The organism is Microcystis sp. M49636_WE2, assembly GCF_030065375.1.
GTDB lineage: Bacteria > Cyanobacteriota > Cyanobacteriia > Cyanobacteriales > Microcystaceae > Microcystis > Microcystis aeruginosa_C.
Genome location: NZ_JASJFG010000369.1, coordinates 1 through 20548 on the forward strand (window position 1 = coordinate 1; position 20548 = coordinate 20548).

Below are 20548 nucleotides of genomic sequence, written 5' to 3' on the forward strand. Positions count from 1 at the left end.
GAGTTAGTGGGTTTTTAGGTTGGCATATTTACCAAAAAACTCGCTCATACTGGGCAAGTTTTGGTACATACTTTAATCACAATGTCAATAGTAATGACCCGAATTTAATTAAAATTAACTTAACAGACTTAGCCGCAGTTAGAGAACTTTTTCAACAGATTAAACCCGACGCGGTAATTCATGGGGCTGCCCAATCAAAACCGAATCTCTGTCAAGAATTTCCCCAAGCATCCGAGGCAATTAATCTGACAGCTTCTCTAGAAATTGCCCGTTTATGTAGTCAATATCAAATACCGCTAGTTTTTACCTCTACCGATTTAGTTTTTGATGGTAAAAATGCCCCCTATTCCGAAAATGATCCCGTTTCTCCCGTCAGTGTCTATGGTGAGCAAAAAGTAGCGGCAGAAAAGGGTATTTTAGCAATATATCCTCGGGCGGCCATTTGTCGAATGCCTTTGATGTTTGGTTCCCCTTCTCCCACCGCTAATAGTTTTCTGCAACCCTTTTTAAAAACCCTCCAAGAGGGAAAAGAACTATCTCTATTTACTGATGAATATCGGACGGCTGTTGGGGTTAATAGTGCAGTGAATGGTTTACTTTTGGCATTAGAAAAAGTGCAAGGGATTATTCATCTGGGGGGTAAAGAAAGAGTTTCTCGTTATCAATTTGGTTTACTAATGGCGGCGGTTTTTAACCTTCCCAAAGAACAAATAAAACCCTGTTTACAGTCAGATGTTCCCATGAGTGCGCCCCGTCCCCAGGATGTTTCTCTTGATAGTTCTCTCGCTTTTTCTTTGGGTTATCAACCATTAAGTATTAAAAGCGAATTAGAGGCAATTAGAGATGAAATTATCTGAACAAAAGCGGACTATATTAATTATCTTGCTCCTTTTTTTTACCGCTATTCTCATGACCAATTATTTTGAGGTAGGGATGACGGGAGTGTTAGCTTTTTTCGTTGCCTATCTTTCTAAAGGAATGCGAAAATTTAAGTAGGGTATGCTGAAAAAGCCTGAAATGCCGATAGGAAAAAGGTAAAATATCCTAAAAGTCCTGCACTTTTTTTTCAGTACAGATGTATAGAATCTCGGCGGCAACTCCATCAGAACCGGAATCATTTGAACTGCCCTTTGCAACTTAATTGGCGTATTTACCTGCTTATTCTCCCGAATTATCTCCTATTTTAGTCTTTTCTTAAGTCATTTTTTAAGCATTTGGTTATAAACTTGTCGTGAAAGAATTGGGAAAAACTCTTTATCTTGATAAAACTTTTTTTCATCTCCAAAGACAACTAAAATATAATGAGCTTTGTTATCAGGACTGACGATAATAGCCGCATCATTTCGATTATTAAATGTCCAGCCCATCTTAGCATAAAATTGAGTGTTAACCGGGAGAGATTGACCTAAAAAGTTTTGGATAGGATTAAAAGGTTTTTCTTTCCACGCTTGAGGATGTAAATCTCGTTTAATTAATTGTTTAATCGCTTGGCTATAAGCTGGCGAAATGGCTTGTTCTTGCTCAATTTCGAGCAGTAATCTAGCAACGCTATAGGTATTTAAATAATTTCGTCTCGGGGGTGAGCTTTTGCCGTTAAGCTGACGAATTTGTTGGTCTGGTCCTGCTGGATCCTCGAGTAGATTGGGGATAGGAAAAGTTTTCTGACTAATATTAAGGGGGTAATTAACAGAATCAACAAAATAGGATGCAAAAAAATCATTAAGAGCATAACGTTTTCTCCTCCATTCGTTGAGTTTTTCTGGTGCGAGGTCTTTTTGACTCGATTTGGTTTGAGTAATGTCATCAACAATAATACTAGCTGATTCATTATCGGAATCTTTAATCATTTTAGAAATAACTTTGAGTTTTTCTGGAGGAATTTGATTCGGCTCAATTCCTTGATAATAATATTGACTATAGAGAACTACTAGCCAGAAAAGCTTGACAATACTAGCCGGATATCTCAATTCACTATCTTGATAAGCAGCATAAGCGCAACATTCAGATTGATTTAAGTCAACTAAACTGATAGATAATTTATCTATTGGTAACTTTCTAGATCGAGCTAAACTTACAATATTGTCAACGATTTTTTGCAATTCTTGATCTTGATAAAAAGTAGGCGACTGTTTAACGTTATAAGTTAGCTGATTAGACTGACTAGGAAGTTGAGGTGTTAAAGGTGTTAGGGACAAATCATTAACGGGCGTTTTTCTGGGCAGATTAGTTGTATTTTGCGAGCTTACTATCAGGTTAATTTGATAATCTAAGTTATCTTCTTGCGTCTCTATGACTAGCGAATAGTCGCCTGTTTCCGACAGAATCGTTTTATAATCTCCTTGAAGATTTTGGTATTTATTACTTGGAAAAACTAGGCTTATTTTTTGATTAGTTGTTAATTGCAATTGCTGTCCTTGAATGCCCTGAAATTCATAACATAGGGTTTTATTGTGATCAACTTTACCTCCAATGGACTTAGGAACACCGTTAATTAACAATAATTTAGTTATCCTACAGGATTCGTTTTTGGAGGAGTTTAAGATGAGATACAGAGCGATTGCAGATGTTACAAAAAAAGAAATTAAGATGGGCAAAAACCTAGACCATTGGATATGGTAAGTCTTCGATTGTGTTCTGACTTTTATTGACTTTATTCTTTTTCTTTCCATGATTAAGTTCCTACCTTATAGTTAAGAATTTTCCAATTTCCACTCTCTTTTTGAAACCAATAGGTAACATTTTTTTGATAAGTCTGGGTTGGGGTTCCACATCCAGCACTTCTGGGACCATGGAGTGTAAGTTGTTCCGTTACATTGACTGTTATTGAAGGTGACGAACCTGAAGGATCAAAAGAGACTATCCGATTAATATTGGAAAAATCATAAGTATAATAACAGCCTTTAGAGCGCAGCCAACCCACTGTCCCCCCACAGATTCCATCATTACATTTTTCTAAGGTATTAGAATAAAGTTCTCCGGTGGCGTATTGCTTTACTAAGCTGTCGTCAAAAGAAGAACCGAAAGCTTGTCTTTTAACTTCATACCAACGTTTAACAAGTTTTGCTGCTTCATCTTGTGTGAGATCATGGGAAGATGAGGGAGATGGAGAGAGTCTTGGTGTCGGTGTCGGGGAAGAAGCGAGCGTTCCTAAACTTATATCTATCTTAAAAGTTTTAGAACCTTTGGGGGCAGCAATTTGCAGCAAATACTTTCCGTCTTCTGGCAATTTTGTTCCTTGTAAAATTTGATTGTCTGGACTATAAAGCCACACACAGATATCATCATCTGTGTTATAGCTAAGGTTTTGTCCTGACTTTCCTGTAAAAGTGTATCCGACAGCTTTAGTGGCACTAACCTGATTAGATTTGGTGATAGTTTCAGTGGTTAGGTTAACATTTTCTAGATTTTCTGCCATGAGAATAGCTGTGGGTTTTTGAGGACATTCTGAAGTTGTTTGAGGTTGATTAAACTGAAAATTACAACTACTGAGAAAAAAGAGAGATGAATAAATAAGGATCTGTTTCATGACTTTACAAGTGCCGAAAATATTTAGGATTAGTTTTGTTTTTCCTTTAACCATTTTCCCCAATAATAAAAAGGAATAACTCCTCCCAAACCAAGAGCAAGAAAAATACAAATAAGCATTAATATTCTGGTTTCTAAGGGAAGTGTGCGCCCAAAAAAATCAAGGGTATAAGGTTTAGATTGTGATGCTACTTTTTGAGTAAAAACTGTGGCTACATATTCACCTCCTCGTCGAACGTTGGGTTGGATATAACTAATTTCGTATCGTCCTTGAATCGCATCAAGGAAAATTTCTAATTTCTCGGCAATTTCATCAGCATCACCAGCAAATTCAGTAACTCCTCCTGTTAACTTCGCAATTTCCGCTAACTGTTTTTGATCTACAAATTCTTTTTCTAGTTGCTCTCTAGTTTCTTGGGATAATTTTGGGTTATTAATATCTCCACGAACAGCAGGTTTACCTAAGGAATATTTTTTGCCTAATTGTTGTGGGGTTAAGCCATATCCTAGGGTATGAACAACAATATCTTTATTGTTCTGAAGATTGGCTAAAGTTTTCTGAATTTCTTGATAATTACTATTATTATCAAAGCCATCAGAAAGGAGAATAATTGAGAGTCGTGGTTGAGGTTTTAAAGGGTTTCCTTCTTTATCTTTAGGATAGAAACGACCTTCTTTATCGTTTTTAAAAAATTTGACGGTTTCCTTGAGAGCTTGATAGAAATTAGTCGTTGCACAAGGAGTTTTATTCGCAAGACTACCTAGAAAATTAGTTAGTTTAACATCTTGCACTAAACTAAAATTATTGAGAGTTTCTGAAGTAACTTTTGGGTAATAATCACAGGCTCCAGGCTTATCATTTTTACCTTCTACCCCAAAGGGAACAATAGATAAATAGGTGTTGCCTTTACGCTCTGAGGCTAATTTAATAAATGTTCCCAGCGCGTTAATTGCTGCATCTAATTTTCGCTTTCCTTTAGCAACCGCTTTGGCATCACATTTTGTGTTGAGATCCTGAGAACAATTCATACTACCACTAAAGTCGATGAGAACGACAATCCAAGCATCAGGAGGAGTCGTTTCTCGGGGAGACTTCCAGTCAAAAGGTAGTTGTTTTCCTTGATAAGTTTTGTTGTTTTTTTTATCAAGAACTTTCAGATGAAAGTCACTTTCAGCTAAACCCATAATCGGTTTACTTTCTTCTCCTGTCACTTGAATTTGAAGAGTCACTTTATCGTCGATGTCCTCAATATCTGTGATTTCAGGTTTAATTCCCCAAGCTGGGGTAATAAGAGCGGTTAACATAATCATTGATAAACTAAGCTTGTGGGTCAAGGAAGCGATTGTAGAAGACGAAACGATAGATTTTGGGTTCATCGGGGTTGTGGTTATCTTTAACATGGAAGGTTATCAGGTTATTGTGTTTAAGGGTAATTTTTTCGTTGCTAGTTAAACGTCTGCCATTGAGTTCAATAAGGTTGTAAGATGTTGGGTTAGGATCTAAAATGGCATCACGGCTGATAATTTTGATGTCAGCAATATGGGGGGGGAGTCCGGGGAGATAAATATCCGATCCTCTTTCTACACCATCAGAACCTTTAGTTTTGGCGACAGAACCAATTTTGATGATTCCTTTGGCGGGAAGTTGAATCGACAGTCCTTCTTCGATTTTTTCGGCATCCGATTCACTGACAAATTTGAGCGTTTTATGGATGTTAGGAAAGACTGAATTAATGGATGTAAATTGAGGATCAATGCTTTCGAGTTCGGGAATGATTTTCCTGTACTCGAATCCTTTACCGGCTCTCAGTGCCGCCATGTAGCTAGGAGAATTAGTAATGGTAAAGGTTAGGCCGAGCAATAAGCCTAAAATGGCAAATCCGAGGGGATCTTCTGCTTTTCTAAACGCTTCTGAGGTGCCTAACCATTGACGAATAAATTCAAAGATTCCCACCGCTACTAAACTGGCAACACCCGCACCGATGATGCTAGTATATAACCGTTGTCGAAAGCGATCGCGATCCCCCGCTTCCATGCTGTAAAATTGCCAAGTAAGTCCTTCGGCTAATCCAACGGCTGCACCGACAAAAAGCCAACCTAAAAGTCTGCCTGGAAATTCAGCAACTCCAGATTGAATTAATAGCTGAAAGATTCCACCCGCAGCTAATCCAGCAATCAATCCGATTAAGGTGGCAATTAATAGGGGAACTAAAGCAATCCGAAAGTTGAGTTTAGGACGGGTGGGATTACTAATAAATATTTCATTCATTACCATCCCAATCCCTAAGGATATAGCGACGCAGGGGAAAAGAACCACCTCTGGAAACCGAGACAGGATTTTTAAATCAGTCAAGAAAATCTGACCGATATTCCAGCCAATTAAAGCCGAGGTTATTCCTGCTAGTATGTAAAGCCAAATTCTCATAGGTTTAAAAATTATCCTGGTGGGGGAGTTGACGAATCGATAATTGGTTTTACTTTACCGCAAATTGGTGTATCACTTAATGTTTCACCCAGTTGAGCAGCTACATCACACTTCAAAAGGTTATAGGTATTCCTTTCATAGTTAATCACTCCATCAACATCAATCTTAATAGATTGCTCCTTTTTAAGTCTAGATTTAAGACTTTCTTGGTATTGTAAAATAGCTTTAACCCAAGCTTCTTTATCTGCTGGTTCAGTCATACGACTAAGGGAAATCCTAAATTCATTATTGGGATCAAGAACATTAATTACATTATATGAAGATGAAACAGAAAAAGCCTCATCTAAATCTAATTCTTTTACTAAAGTTTCTAAACTAGATTTGGTCTTTTGTGGTTTATCAAATTCCGAGACGGCCTTTTCAATTTTTTGGTCTCTTGTCGGAGATGGGGATGGGGTTGTTTCTTTAGCGGTAGTTTTAGCCACTTTAACTTTAGAAAACCCTAGCTTTTTACAATTGTCAGCAGTTGCTTGAGTTGCTTGCAGTTGCATATTTTTAAGCAGATTACATTTGAGAGCTTGATAAGTTATTCCATCCTTATCAATAATGCCATCAATATCATCAGAATTAGATGGTGTAACTTTATATAATTGATAATATATGATTGCCTGAATCCACTTGTCTTTATCTTTGTCTATAGTTTTAAGATTGAGATAGTTATTAGAAGTAGAGGAGTTACCAGCATTGGAAGAATAGGTAGGATCGAGAATTTTTGAAATAGCTTCATCAATCTCATTCTTGTTAGGTTTAAAAGCATCTGCTCTAGTAGTTTGCTTCAAATATTGTTGAATTTGTAGTAATGACCCTTTAGTCTTTGGAAAGCTTTTGATCGCTTCTTTAATAATCGGCGATTCTGAATTGTTTGATCCTCCGGGTAAACCGGGTACAGATAAATTAGCTAAATTCAATAATCTTTGAAGGAAAAATCCTCCTAAAGTGAATATAAGCAAAAAATAAATAATAGGAATAATACAGCCAGCTGCTCCACCTTTAACTTTAAGCAGATAAGATAGAAGCAACATTGCTATTTTTTTTGTTTGTATAAATACCAGTTCTTGCCAAGGTATATCTCTTTGAACTTTAATATCAAAATTCTTATCTTCATCCCCCTTCAATTTATGGCGTTTATATACGTCACTAGGAATCTTTTCCTGGGCGAGATGATAAAAGAAAACGGTTAAACTAGATCCTTTATACTGTTCGTCAGATGACACTTCTAGTTTATCAAATAGGCGAGCGAGATGGATGTATTTTTGAGTTGTTTGATCAGGATCAAAAGGATGATTCCAAACTCTACTTAATTCATCTTTAATTTCTTGCCAACGTGCATCATTTAACACATAAAATTCTTTTTCTTTTAAACCTTCTGTTTCCGTGCTTAGATAACCTGCTTTTTTCTTTAAATCTTGTCTTAATCCCACACTTGTGTAAATTTTATATGTTCCTCCCCAGAGTCCGACTTCATCTAATAAGAGTTTAGCTGTAGCATCTATCAGGTCTGGCTGCTTAATGATATGAAGAATAAGTATATTAATACCTTGCTTAACTTGATTAAATATTAATGAGTTTGGCTGAGTAATAGCTTTTACAATCTCCCCTTGAAAACTCTGAGATATTGGATAATCATCCTCCTGTTTTTTCATTATCCAAGCGACAAAATCTGGCAGCTTTTCAGGGCAAATTATGGCTTGTAGCGTCAAGAGACGTACTTTAAAGTCATCATAAATTTGTTGCTCATAAGCATCTTTGGAGCCTTGTCCTTCAAATATGGAATTCCAAAAGGTTGTATAATCCTGTTGAATTTTAGGATTGTTCAAAGCATCTTCGATAGGGGCTAAATTTTCTTGAAAGTTTCCTGTCCGGCAGGAATTCTTAATAGCAGTTCTGATTAGGGGTTCTTCGGGTATAGCCGGGGGAAGTTGAGGAATACTGTTTATTGTGGCTCTTATGGTCTCCTCTGCTTTTTTACTGGCGGGATGAATGACTAAAAAGCGATTTGGTTTCTCTAAAGCCTCCACATTACAGGCCCAAGAAATCAATTCATTATATTTTGCTGGGTCAGTTTTAGAGGCAATTTTATGAATGATTAAAGCAGTATATGGTGGCTGTTTTTGAGTAATAATTATCGGTGTTTTTCCTTCCCAAATCCCATCCAACTCAGGCGGAATATAGTCATTAATTTGAGTCCCAGTATCGTCATATTCTGTAAACCAATCGACTTGTTTATGATCGGAGGGGTTAAAAGTTGGCATTCCATTTTTCATGTACCAAGATACAAGATCAGGCAGCTTACCCCTTCCCTGACACAAGAAATAACGATAGAGAGATGCACCCCGTCCCCGTTCATCTATCCCCCGTGTGACGACGGCAATGACTGACCAAGCTTCCTGATTGTATTCAACTTCCCGTCCAATAATGGCAGGATTTTGGCTAGATGCGCCTTCAGAAACGGCAAATTCCCGATTTTTGATTGCTAACTGTACAGGTGTAGGAATTTTAGCAAGGGTTGAGTTCATGTACTCTCCCGAAAAACCCTGCGATTTCCACTCACCAGCACCGCCAGTGCCATCCACTAAAATACCCGTGCTAAATTCATGAATGTGAATAGTAGTCATTGTTTTAATCCTTATCTAATTCTTTGTGATGTTGACCGGTACAAAGCCAGTAAATCGGGGAAACTAAACCAAAGGGTCGCCACCGTCTCGGATCGCGGATAATAGAAGTTGTTCCTTGGCGATCGCGTTGTTTTTCGATCGAGTTGGGTTCGGGATAATTTGTTCCCAACGTACCAAAGGCAGAAGTGGCAAAATAGTCCACTTCACCTCCTCCCCTATCTACCCAGTTTTCTAATTTATTTTGCATCAGAGGAAAGCGTCTTTGTGTCAATTTTCTCGGTTCATGACGACTCACCCACAGTTGACTCAGTTCGCACTTACTAACCGCAAAAGCAACGCGGCGCTGTTTGGGATTAATATCCACCCTGTCTAGGGCTGCTAAAAACTTTTCTAGTCCAATAGCATAGTCTTTATCTTTGCGGTGAGAGGTTCCATCCACTAACAATAAAAGACCTGTAGCCACCACACAGTCTTCGAGATAGTCAACTAAGCGCGGATCGCCGGTTTTGTTAATGAGATCCCGAAGAAACTCGCCGGAATAATCTTTACAGTTAACATTGAGACGTATTGCGCTAGAAGATAGGCCTCTTTGCAGATTTTTCAAAGAAAATTGTTCTTTGAGAACAATACTCAATCCATAATCTTTGACTTCATCAACGGTGGCTTCTAGGGGAGTTGGTTCTAATTCTAGTCCCTGTTCCAAGATGTTCTGTGCCATGTTCATCAGTTGTGCGCTGGCTTCTTGGTTCCCCACTGGAGTCACCGATTGAACTGGACTATCGGCCTTAGCATTGGGCCAATAGGCAAGGGAAGCCATATAGGCGGTTTTACCAGCACTGCGATCGCCAATAACCCGTATTTCGGCATTGGCATCTTTTAATTCAGGAGCTTTTGGTTTTAACCAGTCAAACCCTTTCATTTTTGGCTCCTTGATTTGGTTTTTTACTGAGCCAATAGAGAGGTTCAATTAGATTATAAGGTTGCCATGAGTTTGGTTGTCTAATCACCGAAGCCGGTTCTTCTCCTTTCATCCGATCTTCTCGGTTAGGACGGGGATTATCTCTGCCTAAAACGCCAAAGGTAGAAAGGGCAAAAAAACGCAGATTTTGGGGAATAACTTTTGCTCGCAAGGTTTTAGTAGTTTCTCGTAAATGGACAGCGAACAAATCAATTTCTGGGTCAAGCCTACCGGGCCAAATTTCTCCTCTTTCACATTTACTCATAACTATTGCTAACTTCAAATTCTGAGAACGACCCCGCTCATCCATTAATTTAAGGAATTGTTTCATGATTCTGTTATAAAAGTTATCAGTTCCGGGTTCCCATCCTGTTAGCATAATTAGACAGCCGATGACATCGGTAAAACATTCATTAATAAAATCTTCATGGATAGGCTTTCTTGCACTGGGACTGGCAATTGCCTCAAAGACTTCTCCGGGATAATCTCTAGCGGTTAATTGAAAAGTCTCCGTGGAACTATACCAATAGGGTTTGGCTGTGATACCAAAGGAATAAAACGGTAAGTCATCTACTGACTCAATCTCTTGTCCGATGACAGTTCTATCTAGATCGGCCGCCTGTTTGAGAATATTTTCAGCTTTTTCTGCAAGTATTCTTGTGGCAGGATTTTGGGGGTTGACAGTAAATAGTTTTTTGCCTTGTTTGTGTTCTTTGAAGTAGGACAAAGCAGCTAAATAGGTGGTTTTTCCTGCTGCTGTCGGTCCAATTACAACAATATTTCCACTGGTCATTTTTACTCCTATTTTAACTTTATTTTGCGAGATGACTGCCCAAATAAATCCAGGGGAGTTCTAATAATTTTCGATTATATATGCTCGTAATGAAACATCTAATTGTTAACCCTTGAATACTACGGTTAAGTTGATTGATTTGAGGGTGAATCGGTCGAAAATAACGCTGAAAGACATAGTTATCTCTCTCTTGCCATGTTATGGGTTGGAAATCAGGATTAAAAGCGAGTTTTCTGGCTTCTTCTTCGAGATCGATTGGGAGTAAATCGGCTTTATTTAAACAGAGGAGAAGATGCCGAATTTTCGGACAATCTTGCTGGAAAAATTCAAGCCAACGGTCAAAACGATTACACCATTGTTGTCTGGTGATAAAGTCATCTAGGTTTACTTGGCTGGTCGGTTTAATGATGTCCCGATAGGGCGGTAAAATCAACATAATTCCTTCAGCTTTTCTGATCGTTTCGAGAAATCTTTGCCACTCATCAGGTTGATTTTTTTGCCAAGATTTTCGCCAGATTTCACCGGGGGTGTCCAACCAATCCAAGGCAATCATTTTCTCTCCTGTGGGAAGGGTGACATTAACTTCTATGTACTGCTCAAAAATTGCTTCGGGAGCGATACTACCAGTTGGTTTTGGAGAGCCAAGTTCTAGGTCTAAAAAAAATCCTCTAAGATACTGATAATCGGGATAAGTAACTTTGACATAATTTCCCTTGGGGTTAGCTAATTCCAAGACTAGGTGAGTTTTACCTGTGTTGCGATCGCCAATATAAATAACTCCCAAGCACTCCACCTCCTGATCAATGAGTCATGATTGATAATTGATAGCAACCAAACAGCGATCGTGTTTAGTTTCGGTTTTATATTACTTTCTCGTAGGGATGGCTGCTTTTTATGCAAAATTTATGATTATCTTAACATAAATTTACATTCTCGATAGTACCCCGCGCCACATCCACTCTGGCTGCGATACCGAAGGCACTCCGGGAGCGAGATCGCAATTCCCTCGACAATTCCTCACAAAAAAGAATTTTAATTATCGGTTTTTGCATAAAATGCCAGGGATCTGACGAGTAGATAAAAGGGGTAGTGATCTAGAAAATGCAAGGAGAGTTCTCTGATGAGTAACCCAGACAGCAAACTTAAGCTTCTTGAAGAAATGGCACTTTTGGCTAAAAGCTCCCCTGCAAACAGCAAGGAGAGACAAAAATGGCTAACAAAACTAACCAATGAGATTCAAAACTCTAATAAAGTGTACTGTAAAAATATCTATAATTTTCCTAAGTCTGTCTATCAGGATATTTTTCACGAAGCTCTACAGCAGACTTTTTTAGAGATTTTTGAAAAAATTGATCTGTACGACCCAAGTAAAGGTAATGTCTTGGCATGGGTAAGTTTTTTGCTTGATAAGCGATTTATCGATGCTGTCAGGGAACATTTAAAACTGCGACATAGACAAGATAATGGCAAGCGAATCAGAATTTATGAGCAATCTTTGGATGTTCCTCTCCAGTCGGAGCAATCAAGCTGGAACCATGCCCCAGATACTTCCTTGCTTGATATAATCGAGCAAACTGAATCTCTCTCCCCCCAAAAAGATTGGGAGAGATTATGGGATTTTATCCAAAAAGATCCTAGAGATTGTTTTCGGCAGACTCACATCGAAAAGCATCCGGAGGCTAATTTTCAAGCAATCTGTATAAGGCGATTTAATGGACAATCTTGGAAGGAAATGTCAACAGAATGGGGAATCTCCCTAGCAACTTTAAGCAGCTTTTATCAACGCAGCATTGATAAATTACAACCAATTTTTCAAGAATATCTTTAGAAATAGGAGACAAAAACCATGATGCCACTAGCTGAACGTTTAACTTTTACAGTCCCCCTGAGCGGTGCTGATTTTAAATTAGCTCAAAAGTTTAGTTGCGAACAGAAAGATGCCGATAAAAGTAAACAGGTTTTTCTAAATACTTTAGCTGTGCTTGCTGTTAACTTTTACTGCCAGTGTTTGAAAGTAGAAACAAATTTAGAGGAAAGCACTATCGGAGATTATAATCGGCGAATTTTAATGGATAGTGCTGATTTAAAGATCGATGTTCTCGGTAAATTAGAATGTCGTCCGGTTTTGCCAAATGAAAATATCTGTTATGTCCCGTCCGAGGTATGGTCAGATCGAGTGGGTTATGTTGTGGTAGAAATTGATGAAGAAGCGAAGAAAGCTATTTTATTTGGATTTGTCGAGCAGATAGAAACTAATGAATTACCATTAGCTCAATTACCAGATATTGACAATTTAGTTGATTTACTTCTTCTGGCTAAAAACAAACAACTTCTCGAAAGAACTTTTGCCAAGAATTGGAATGAGGATGAATCAGCAGAAATTTTAAAAGATAAACAGAAAAAGCTTGTTCGTAGAGATAGTCCTGCTCTACCTACAATCGATAAATCTATTACCTCTCCTCTCTATAGAGCTAAATACATTACTCTGATAAGACGGACATTTATTCTATTGGTTAGGATAACCCCTACAAAAGAGGGAAAGTTTCAACTTCTCGTGGAGGTTGAATCATCTAAAAAAATTCCATCTGATTTGAATTTGAAGCTATTATCTTTATCCGACCAAACTTTGAAGGCAAATCCGACAAAAGGAGATCATTACATCTCTTTAAAATACACCCTTCAATTGGGAGAGAGTTTTCAAATACAAGTGAAGCGAGGAGAGGAAATTCACACAGAACAATTTTCTTTTGACTAAACCCTATTAGAACGGGATAATTTATCTAAATTTCTGATTAAAGTTTAGATAAATTGTTCAAAATTTGATCTTATATCGATGCTAAAGTAAGCTATGCCAAACCAAAAAGATTTATCGGATATTCGCAATTATCTCTACGATCAAGCTGAAGTGAGATGGTGGTACAGCTTGTGGTTATCTTTATGCGCTCAAGTTTTAGCATTAATTGCGACAGTCAACAATAAATTGTGGCTTTTAGCTATTGCCGGTTTTCTTGCCTTAATCACTCCAATAGCAGTAGCATGGTTGCGAGAATGGGCTAATAACTTGACACAAAAAGCTGATAAATGTAGAAGAATGATTTTATATGCTGATAGTTTAGGAGAAGATATTCCCAGCCATGAGTTAGCTATGGTTAGAGCTTGGACAACAGGAATTAAATTGCAACAAGCTCCTTTTACTTCTCCTTATTATTCATCTTCTCTATCTAATAGTCCACAAAGATTAATGGATATTACAACAGAATCTGCTTACTTTACTGAGTTTTTAGCGGCAAAAACGGTCAATTATTTACTGGTATTTTTAGTTATTTCAATTTTAATTTTATCAGGAATTATTTATTTTGCAGACTTCGCAACCTCTACGGCTACAATTAGCCAAGAAAATCAAGATATGAGTGGGGTAAAGTGGGCAGTTAAGGCAGCATTAACAGCTATTTCTTTTATTCTATCTGGGGATATATTACTGCTTTGGAAAAAGTATTCAGATCTGAAATTATCTGCTCAAAGTACTTTTCAAAAATGCGCCGATCTTCGTTACGATAAATCCTTATCTATTTCTGAAGCTATGCAGGTTGTTGAGGACTATCATCTAGCGTTGATTCAGAGTCCACCGATTCCTCTAAAACTTTACCTAACTTACAGAGATCCCTTAAACCAATCTTATCAAGATAGTCATTCAATTAGTTCTAATCAACCCTAATTTTTCTTGGGCAATGCCCAGCTTGCTCACAAATTATCTAATATTAAAAACATGGGAATTCCTCCTTTTAATCAGCGCGGCTTTTTGCCGCCGGGAGAACATAAATTAGATAGCTGGGAAGAGCTTGTAGAAAGATTTGGAACCACTCGAAGAAGACAACGTCTTCTAGTCGGACTAAAAAGAGTATTGCTAAATCTTCAACAAGCAGGTTGCCAAAAAGTCTATCTTGATGGTAGTTTTGTGACTAAAAAGCGAAAACCCAATGATTATGATGGTTTTTGGGAAAGTGAGAAAGTAAATCCAGAAAAGCTTGATAGTATCCTGCTGGATACTTCCTTAGAAGGATGTCGAGAGCAAAAGAAAAAGTATGGAGGAGAATTATTAACCGCAGATACGAGAGCCGTAAATGGTCAAACGATTTATGGTTATTATACAATAGATGTAGAAAGAGGAATTACTAAAGGTATTGTTTGCGTTGAGTTACAGTTAGTGGATTTACAGCTATGGTTTTGAACGAAAAGGGATATGAACTTAGAAAAGCTCAAGCTCAAGAGTTTGAGAAAGCAATAGTAGAATTTTCTGACTATGCAATTCAACATCCTGAAATCGATTCAAGAATTTTGAAAGCAAGGGAAAATTCTTTACGGACTTTGTTAGCGAGAATCAACACAGAACTGGCAGAATATGAAGATAAACAGCTAGAAAGTTTAGCTTTGGCTGCTAAAAATTATCCAAAAATTAGTCAGCAAAGATATAAAAGCTTAACGAAATTAACTAATAAAATTCAAGAATCTAATCAAGTACAAAATCAAAATATATATAGTTCTTCCCTGGATATTTCTGGAATAGCATGGCAGCAAACCTTGAAGCAAGTATTTGACAAAATCGACCAATATAATCCTAATAAAGAAACGGTATCGCAGTGGTTTTTATCGCTGTTCAAGCTTCAATATCGTAAGCTGGAAAAAGAGTCTTTATAGGTTTATTATTCATACTGACAAGACTCAGTATATAAATCTGCAAACTTTGATTCTTTTATGTTATTTATCGATGTGTCCTGGGGATTTTTAAGCTTTTTTACCTCTAAAAGAGTATTTTCAGGAATACCAATTCCCAAATTCTGATTAGGCAAATTAGGACTACCTAAATCAATTCCAATTAAGCAGCCATATTGATTGATAATAGAATTTCCATCCGCTTTTGGTTTAATTGTACCATCGAAGCTGTCGTAGAAAAATTTATAAGTTTGATTTTGTTGCATTGGATTTAGATCGGTAATTTTACTATCAATTAAATTGAGATTTGAACGAGAGTCTTCTGGAGACTGTCGAGCGGCCATATAAACTTTTTCTTCTAATGCAGCCTTAGCTTTGCTCAGTTGAGCGATTTTGTATGTTTTATTGCTGTTAAAAGTCATTATAGCTAAGTGCTGACTCACCTCTGTAATAGGTCTGTAGTTTCTGAAATCTTTTGGTCCTTGATTAGTTGATATAACAATTTGACGATTTTCTATGTTTTCTAATGATTTTGCGGTGGTTAGAATATAATAAGTTGTATCTTGTTGAGAATGAGATTTTTCTGCTTTCTTGTCATAAGCAAAAATAATACCCGCAAAAAAACTAGAGCTATTTGTTTTGGGGTCATAAACCTTAATAGTTACTGTACTTTCTTGTAATACATTTTCTACTTCAGCTTTTGACGGAGGAAATATTTTATTAATCTGTCCAGGAATATTAATCAATCTATTCTTGCTCAAAGTAGAAATTATCCAAACAAAAACTAGACATATCAATAAACAAGACAAAAAACCTGAGCAATATAGAAATAGATTCTTTTTGAAGCGAGATTCTTTATTATTAGGCCATGTCCAAGGAGTTTTGTTGAGATTTTGTAAAAGAGCAACGACTGAAGCAGAACTTCGCCATTCATTGCTATATTCTATTTCTAAATGTTCTTGAGCTTCTTTGACAGCTAAAGGTAAAAAGTTACAACGAACTAATTTGAGCAAAAAGTTAGTCAAAAATTCTGGAGAAAAAGAATCAAATATAGTCTCTCTCATGGCAATGACTTGAGGAATATCAGAAGATTTTATTAACTCCTTTGCTAAGGGGAGAGAATTACAATAGTTTAAAATAACAAGTTTTAAAGTTTTTATTTTGCTGACACGATAACAGAATTGTTTAAACGTCAGAAATTCTGTATCACTAATCCGTATCTTTTGTTCTGAATTATCATCTGATCCATGGCCAAGCAAGTAAATAATATCAAATTTATGTTGAGATTCTGGATCGAGCCAATGAGTTAGATCAGTCCCTGTAGTCTCTGTAGAAGGGTACAATCTTAAATCAAGTTCAAGAACATGGCATATTGAAGTAAACTTTTGCCATGCTGCTGTATCTTGTTTGGGGTCTAAATTCCTTGTATCCCCTGAGATAACCAAAACTTCTAGTGACTTATTAGGTAGTTGAACGTAAGCTGCTTGAGAAATTTTTCTTTGATTTTTTATGGCAAATACCAGGGGGATTTTTTGATAATTTGGGTCTTTCATTAATTCCCAATTATGCCAAAATAGTTGAGATATAAATTCATCTTCACTCTGTATAACAAAGACGACGCTACAATTATCACCTGTTATAAATTTCTCAAGTTTACTGACAAAGTTTTTCTCAATTTTGGCTCGAAAAGAAATATCTCTTAACCATTCATCTAACTTTTTATCTAAATTTTCCAAAGCAGAATTTAGTTCTTTTCTCCAACTATCTCGTCCCGAATTAGAACTCTCATCTCTATTGTATATTTTTTTCCACTCTTTATATTTATTATTAAGGTCTGAATGATCGCCTAGATCATGTTTACAGGTTTTACCAAGAAAAAGATTATACAATCTCTGAACAAAGAATAACCGGAGCAATGGGTGAGTTGATAAATATTTTATTTGTAGAGAACATTGAATTTTATCATTGCTCGGTTCTAAATTGAGAATAACGTATTTAATCATGGTTCAAATTAATTAGCTAAACTCGAAAACTACTAACATAAAAAAACAATAACCTAGAAATCCCTGCGTCAATGCTTTTGGCAAAATCCTGTCAGGAAAAACTAAAAATCCCAAATAAACAGGACAATAGATAATCTCCTTCAGCTTACTAAGCTGAAAATCAGGCACAGAAGTAGGCCAATTTCCTGAAAATGAGCTACGAATAACAATCAACGAAGTCGTGGCGGTTAGGGAAGTAGAAAAATAGCTCTTGGGAGGAAACTGTAAAACAGTTTTTTTGCGACTATAGCAGGTTAACTTCGTCAAAGCAAGTCAATTTTACATTTCTTAGCCTTTAAACGTCAGCCTCTGTTAAAGCTTGAGCGAGCATTCTGGATAGATGGGATTTATCTTGTTGATTGTAGAGAGTAATGGCTTGACGATAGTAGGATAAGAGTTCGCGGGCATATTGGATTTGTCCATCGGCAGTTTTTAGATTAAGTAATACCCAGCCTAAATTGTGGTAGGCTTCAGGGTAGTCAGGTTTGAGTTGAATCGCCTGCTCCAGATGAGTTTTCGCTTGTTTCCATTGTCCCAATTGAGCGAGTAATGTTCCTAGTCGATAGGCAATAAAAGGCTCCTCACCATTGTTCTGTAGGTAAGCTTGATAAATTTGAAGGGCTTCCGAGGGATTGTTGAGATGCTCATGACTAATAGCCGTATTGATAAGCACCCAGGGGGCTGCGTTGGGGTGACGACTAGCTTGTTGAAAGCAAGGAAGAGCCTGACTCCATAACCCTTGTTGAGCTTGTTTCCAACCTTTGAAACCCCAAGCAAAGGGATGGTCTTGAATTTGAGTCAGACAGTCTTGAATGCGCCGGTCTAAATCTTGGCTTTGTTGGCTAGTGGTGGCTTTGTCAAGAGCGGCAAGCAGGTAGGGATAAACCCAATATTGAATTTGTTGATTCTTTTGGGAGGGGTTTTGTTTGGATTTAGTAATTGCTTTACTAGCAGCACCAATAGTGGCTTTAAATTGATTTTGATTGAAGGTAATCCAAGCTTGAATTCCGAGAGCAAAGAGATTGTTACTATCAAGTTTTAGGGCTGTGTTGATAGCGGATTCCGCTTCTTGCCAATGACCAATTTTACCGAATGACCAGGCTAAATTCACTTGTATCCAAAGAGCTTGAGGTGAAAGTTTAGCCCCTTTTTGTAGTTGTTGTACGGCGGATTCCCAGTTATTTTGATGGCAATATACCAAGCCTAAAACTCCGTACCCTCTACCATCATTAGGGTTTAGTTGAATTGCTTTTTGGGCAGCAATTTCAGCTTGAGTATCATTAAGATGGATTTGCAATAACGCTTGTTCAACAGCAGCTGCACCATTATTGGGTTCGTTGCTTAAACATTTCTCGTAACTTTGAACTGCTTCGACAAGTTTTCCTTGTTTAACTAACTCTCTTGCTTTTTTTTGTAAAGGAGAAACAAATTGACCTTTGAGCGCATCAATCAGTTCGTCAGCAGTTTGGAAACGATCCTCAACATTAATTCTCATTCCAGTTAGGATAACAGTTTCCATTAAATTAGAAATATCTGGATTGAGTTGTCGGGGTGGAATGAGAGGATCTGATGAACGTTGCTGCAATAATGCACTAGCTCTATCCGGTGCTTCAATTGGTAATTGTCCGGTTAAAAGTTCATAGATTGAAGCACAAAAAGCATAAAAATCCGTGGCAGGAAAACGTTTACTCCTTTGACTATATTGTTCATAAGGAGCATAACCCGGGGTTAAGGTTCTGGTCATGTCTCCTGTTTGACCGGCGATAAATTCTCTCGCCGCACCAAAGTCAATTAAAATCGCTTTATCTTGAGGATCAATTAAAATATTGTCAGGTTTAATATCCCGGTGTAAAAAATTATTATTGTGGACGGTTTTTAAGGCATCAGCAATTTGCATAAAATAGCGTTTAACTCGCTCTTCAGTTAGCTTTTTTTCTTGGGTCAGGATTTTAAAAAGAGATTTTCCCGCAATAAATTCCATGACAATATAAACTGTATCGTTTTCGTCAAACCAATCATAAATTTTAGGGATATTGGCATGATGACATTTTTGTTGATGGCTGGCTTCTAGCTTAAATTTACTGGTTTGTTGTCGTTTTATTTGAGGAGAAATAGAGGCAGGCCAAATAACTTGATTCCCTTGTCTAGCGGATTTTTCTGGCCAAAGTTCTTTGATAGCCACAGGAGCATTATTCGCTCGATAAATTCCTTTATAGGTAATGCCAAATCCCCCTTCACCCAAAACTTGTTCGATCTGATATTGTCCCTGTTTGAGTAAAGTTCCGATGCTGAGATGATGGAGTGATGTGGTAGTTTTGTTAGGGGATACAGGGGTGAGATTAAAACCACAACTAATACATTGTTGTGTTCCATCGGGATTATCAGTTAGACAGCTTGGACAGAGGATAGACATATTTTTATTGTCTTTGAGACTTATAATTATTGTTGGTTAGGGAAGTTACTCTCATCATTTTCTCTTGCTTCTCTATTTTGAGATTTTTGTTCATCTTCTGGTTGTATACCATGTAAATAATGATCGACTTTATCAACGATAATCTCTCCTTTTTCAAATTTAAAAAGAATTGAACTAGAACTTTTTGACCAAATAGTCTCAAAGTGTTCCGAAATTTCTTTGATAATATCAATATGTAAAATCTCAAAGGCAGGATATTCAAAACCTGCCGAATTTAAACAGTAAATCCAGATCAGTTCTAATTGTTTGCTTGAAAAATAACAAAAGGGTGAGAAAACATCTTTGTGCAGACGAACTTCTAGAGAACCTTGCAATACTTTCCCTGGCAATTCTCTAGATAGCTCCTTTAATAAAGGTGAGAGATTGTTGACTAGGTTTTGTCTATCTCTGTTAAATTTAACATTATTCAAACAATCTAAAAGTAGGGAGTCTGGATGGAGAGTGAGAATTTTAAATTGACAATTATTTTGTAATTTTTCGACAATTACTTTTTTGCCAATCTCATCATCATTCAGAATTCTCACGGTTTCTGATAAGCAAAGCATTTTTATTTGCTCATGGGCATCAAGTTGTCTTAAATTACTTCTAACCATTTCTCTATGAATAGCTACTTTAGGATGAACTGCTTTTAGATATTTAGTAGCTTCGCTCGACTGAAATATTGTTTGTATCTCTTCCAGCATCTCGTTGCGAAAGGCTAATTCAATAGATGATAAAGTAAATGCTAAAACAAAAATAGAAGCATAAAATTCAACACATATAGGGGATATCACACAAGCCCAACTGTTATCCTTGCCACTTTTTTCACACTCTTTATTAAGAATCACCATATCTATTAGCAATAAAATAACAGCGATTGTAGATAGAGAAATGATCAAATTTCTAACTTTTTTACCCAGAGGATAAAAATATTTTAACACTGAAACATTCAAGTTTTTTTGAGACAT

Annotated in this window: 19 protein-coding genes; 7 read left to right on the plus strand and 12 right to left on the minus strand. The window is 37.0% G+C overall.

Going from position 1 to position 20548, the window contains the following annotated elements:
* Positions 1–857, plus strand: an 857-nt coding sequence (locus PX484_RS08775) for an SDR family oxidoreductase (RefSeq protein ID WP_288103498.1), incomplete at its 5' end; no start/stop codon positions are given.
* Entirely contained in the window at positions 844–996 is a 153-nt protein-coding gene (locus tag PX484_RS08780; RefSeq protein ID WP_287765989.1) for a hypothetical protein, read from the plus strand. The genes PX484_RS08775 and PX484_RS08780, both read left to right, overlap by 14 nt.
* A gap of 203 nt (positions 997–1199) precedes the next feature.
* Here PX484_RS08780 and PX484_RS08785 read toward each other — a convergent pair whose 3' ends face one another.
* The 9 genes from PX484_RS08785 to PX484_RS08825 form a co-directional block, all read right to left on the minus strand.
* Positions 1200–2669 carry a serine hydrolase gene (locus PX484_RS08785; RefSeq protein WP_104398322.1) on the minus strand — a complete coding sequence of 490 codons (1470 nt, stop codon included), beginning with the start codon at positions 2667–2669 and terminating at the stop codon, positions 1200–1202.
* Between the two features lie 2 nt (positions 2670–2671).
* Positions 2672–3580, minus strand: a complete 909-nt coding sequence (locus tag PX484_RS08790) for an ARC6/PARC6 family protein (RefSeq protein ID WP_254064104.1) — start codon at positions 3578–3580, stop codon at positions 2672–2674.
* Positions 3556–4830, minus strand: a complete 1275-nt coding sequence (locus PX484_RS08795; RefSeq protein WP_287765991.1) for a vWA domain-containing protein — start codon at positions 4828–4830, stop codon at positions 3556–3558. Before PX484_RS08795 ends, PX484_RS08790 begins: the two co-directional genes overlap by 25 nt.
* 13 nt (positions 4831–4843) lie before the next feature.
* A complete protein-coding gene (locus PX484_RS08800) occupies positions 4844–5950 on the minus strand; it encodes a hypothetical protein (protein ID WP_287765994.1) in 1107 nt (368 codons plus the stop codon).
* Positions 5951–5961: 11 nt separating this feature from the next.
* Positions 5962–8625: a hypothetical protein gene (locus PX484_RS08805; RefSeq protein WP_287765997.1), complete on the minus strand. Its 2664-nt coding sequence runs from the start codon at positions 8623–8625 to the stop codon at positions 5962–5964.
* A 4-nt stretch (positions 8626–8629) separates the two neighbouring features.
* Positions 8630–9544 carry a hypothetical protein gene (locus PX484_RS08810; protein ID WP_287665696.1) on the minus strand — a complete coding sequence of 305 codons (915 nt, stop codon included), beginning with the start codon at positions 9542–9544 and terminating at the stop codon, positions 8630–8632.
* Positions 9531–10376 carry a hypothetical protein gene (locus PX484_RS08815; protein ID WP_287665698.1) on the minus strand — a complete coding sequence of 282 codons (846 nt, stop codon included), beginning with the start codon at positions 10374–10376 and terminating at the stop codon, positions 9531–9533. The genes PX484_RS08810 and PX484_RS08815 overlap by 14 nt, the downstream gene beginning before the upstream one ends.
* A 19-nt stretch (positions 10377–10395) precedes the next feature.
* Positions 10396–11169 carry a hypothetical protein gene (locus tag PX484_RS08820; RefSeq protein WP_287766000.1) on the minus strand — a complete coding sequence of 258 codons (774 nt, stop codon included), beginning with the start codon at positions 11167–11169 and terminating at the stop codon, positions 10396–10398.
* 121 nt (positions 11170–11290) lie between these two features.
* Positions 11291–11428: a hypothetical protein gene (locus tag PX484_RS08825; protein WP_192576039.1), complete on the minus strand. Its 138-nt coding sequence runs from the start codon at positions 11426–11428 to the stop codon at positions 11291–11293.
* 68 nt (positions 11429–11496) lie between these two features.
* Here PX484_RS08825 and PX484_RS08830 point away from each other — a divergent pair, with 68 nt between their 5' ends.
* The 5 genes from PX484_RS08830 to PX484_RS08850 all read left to right on the plus strand — a co-directional run bounded on the left by PX484_RS08830 (position 11497) and on the right by PX484_RS08850 (position 15071).
* Positions 11497–12204 (plus strand): sigma factor, encoded by a 708-nt coding sequence (locus PX484_RS08830; RefSeq protein WP_287730247.1) that lies wholly within the window; start codon positions 11497–11499, stop codon positions 12202–12204.
* 18 nt (positions 12205–12222) lie between these two features.
* Positions 12223–13131, plus strand: a complete 909-nt coding sequence (locus PX484_RS08835) for a DUF1822 family protein (RefSeq protein ID WP_287766004.1) — start codon at positions 12223–12225, stop codon at positions 13129–13131.
* Between the two features lie 93 nt (positions 13132–13224).
* Positions 13225–14091 carry a hypothetical protein gene (locus PX484_RS08840; protein ID WP_287627255.1) on the plus strand — a complete coding sequence of 289 codons (867 nt, stop codon included), beginning with the start codon at positions 13225–13227 and terminating at the stop codon, positions 14089–14091.
* A gap of 6 nt (positions 14092–14097) precedes the next feature.
* On the plus strand, positions 14098–14604 hold the full coding sequence (locus tag PX484_RS08845) for a DUF6932 family protein (RefSeq protein WP_288103505.1): 507 nt from the start codon (positions 14098–14100) through the stop codon (positions 14602–14604).
* Positions 14595–15071: a hypothetical protein gene (locus PX484_RS08850; protein WP_012266783.1), complete on the plus strand. Its 477-nt coding sequence runs from the start codon at positions 14595–14597 to the stop codon at positions 15069–15071. The genes PX484_RS08845 and PX484_RS08850 overlap by 10 nt, the downstream gene beginning before the upstream one ends.
* A 5-nt stretch (positions 15072–15076) precedes the next feature.
* Here the strand turns inward: PX484_RS08850 and PX484_RS08855 are convergent, their stop codons facing one another.
* The 3 genes from PX484_RS08855 to PX484_RS08865 form a co-directional block, all read right to left on the minus strand.
* Positions 15077–17089 (minus strand): hypothetical protein, encoded by a 2013-nt coding sequence (locus PX484_RS08855; RefSeq protein WP_287766008.1) that lies wholly within the window; start codon positions 17087–17089, stop codon positions 15077–15079.
* A 334-nt stretch (positions 17090–17423) separates the two neighbouring features.
* Positions 17424–19541 (minus strand): protein kinase domain-containing protein, encoded by a 2118-nt coding sequence (locus PX484_RS08860; RefSeq protein WP_287665718.1) that lies wholly within the window; start codon positions 19539–19541, stop codon positions 17424–17426.
* Positions 19542–19567: 26 nt separating this feature from the next.
* Positions 19568–20548 (minus strand): hypothetical protein, encoded by a 981-nt coding sequence (locus PX484_RS08865; RefSeq protein WP_149978947.1) that lies wholly within the window; start codon positions 20546–20548, stop codon positions 19568–19570.

Bases quoted from the DNA above. Each gene is read 5' to 3' on its own strand.
- PX484_RS08780 (WP_287765989.1), top strand. From the start codon at position 844: ATGAAATTATCTGAACAAAAGCGGACTATATTAATTATCTTGCTCCTT.
- PX484_RS08785 (WP_104398322.1), bottom strand. From the start codon at position 2,669: ATGGAAAGAAAAAGAATAAAGTCAATAAAAGTCAGAACACAATCGAAG.
- PX484_RS08790 (WP_254064104.1), bottom strand. From the start codon at position 3,580: ATGGTTAAAGGAAAAACAAAACTAATCCTAAATATTTTCGGCACTTGT.
- PX484_RS08795 (WP_287765991.1), bottom strand. From the start codon at position 4,830: ATGTTAACCGCTCTTATTACCCCAGCTTGGGGAATTAAACCTGAAATC.
- PX484_RS08800 (WP_287765994.1), bottom strand. From the start codon at position 5,950: ATGAGAATTTGGCTTTACATACTAGCAGGAATAACCTCGGCTTTAATT.
- PX484_RS08805 (WP_287765997.1), bottom strand. From the start codon at position 8,625: ATGACTACTATTCACATTCATGAATTTAGCACGGGTATTTTAGTGGAT.
- PX484_RS08810 (WP_287665696.1), bottom strand. From the start codon at position 9,544: ATGAAAGGGTTTGACTGGTTAAAACCAAAAGCTCCTGAATTAAAAGAT.
- PX484_RS08815 (WP_287665698.1), bottom strand. From the start codon at position 10,376: ATGACCAGTGGAAATATTGTTGTAATTGGACCGACAGCAGCAGGAAAA.
- PX484_RS08825 (WP_192576039.1), bottom strand. From the start codon at position 11,428: ATGCAAAAACCGATAATTAAAATTCTTTTTTGTGAGGAATTGTCGAGG.
- PX484_RS08830 (WP_287730247.1), top strand. From the start codon at position 11,497: ATGAGTAACCCAGACAGCAAACTTAAGCTTCTTGAAGAAATGGCACTT.
- PX484_RS08835 (WP_287766004.1), top strand. From the start codon at position 12,223: ATGATGCCACTAGCTGAACGTTTAACTTTTACAGTCCCCCTGAGCGGT.
- PX484_RS08840 (WP_287627255.1), top strand. From the start codon at position 13,225: ATGCCAAACCAAAAAGATTTATCGGATATTCGCAATTATCTCTACGAT.
- PX484_RS08850 (WP_012266783.1), top strand. From the start codon at position 14,595: ATGGTTTTGAACGAAAAGGGATATGAACTTAGAAAAGCTCAAGCTCAA.
- PX484_RS08855 (WP_287766008.1), bottom strand. From the start codon at position 17,089: ATGATTAAATACGTTATTCTCAATTTAGAACCGAGCAATGATAAAATT.
- PX484_RS08860 (WP_287665718.1), bottom strand. From the start codon at position 19,541: ATGTCTATCCTCTGTCCAAGCTGTCTAACTGATAATCCCGATGGAACA.
- PX484_RS08865 (WP_149978947.1), bottom strand. From the start codon at position 20,548: ATGTCTCAAAAAAACTTGAATGTTTCAGTGTTAAAATATTTTTATCCT.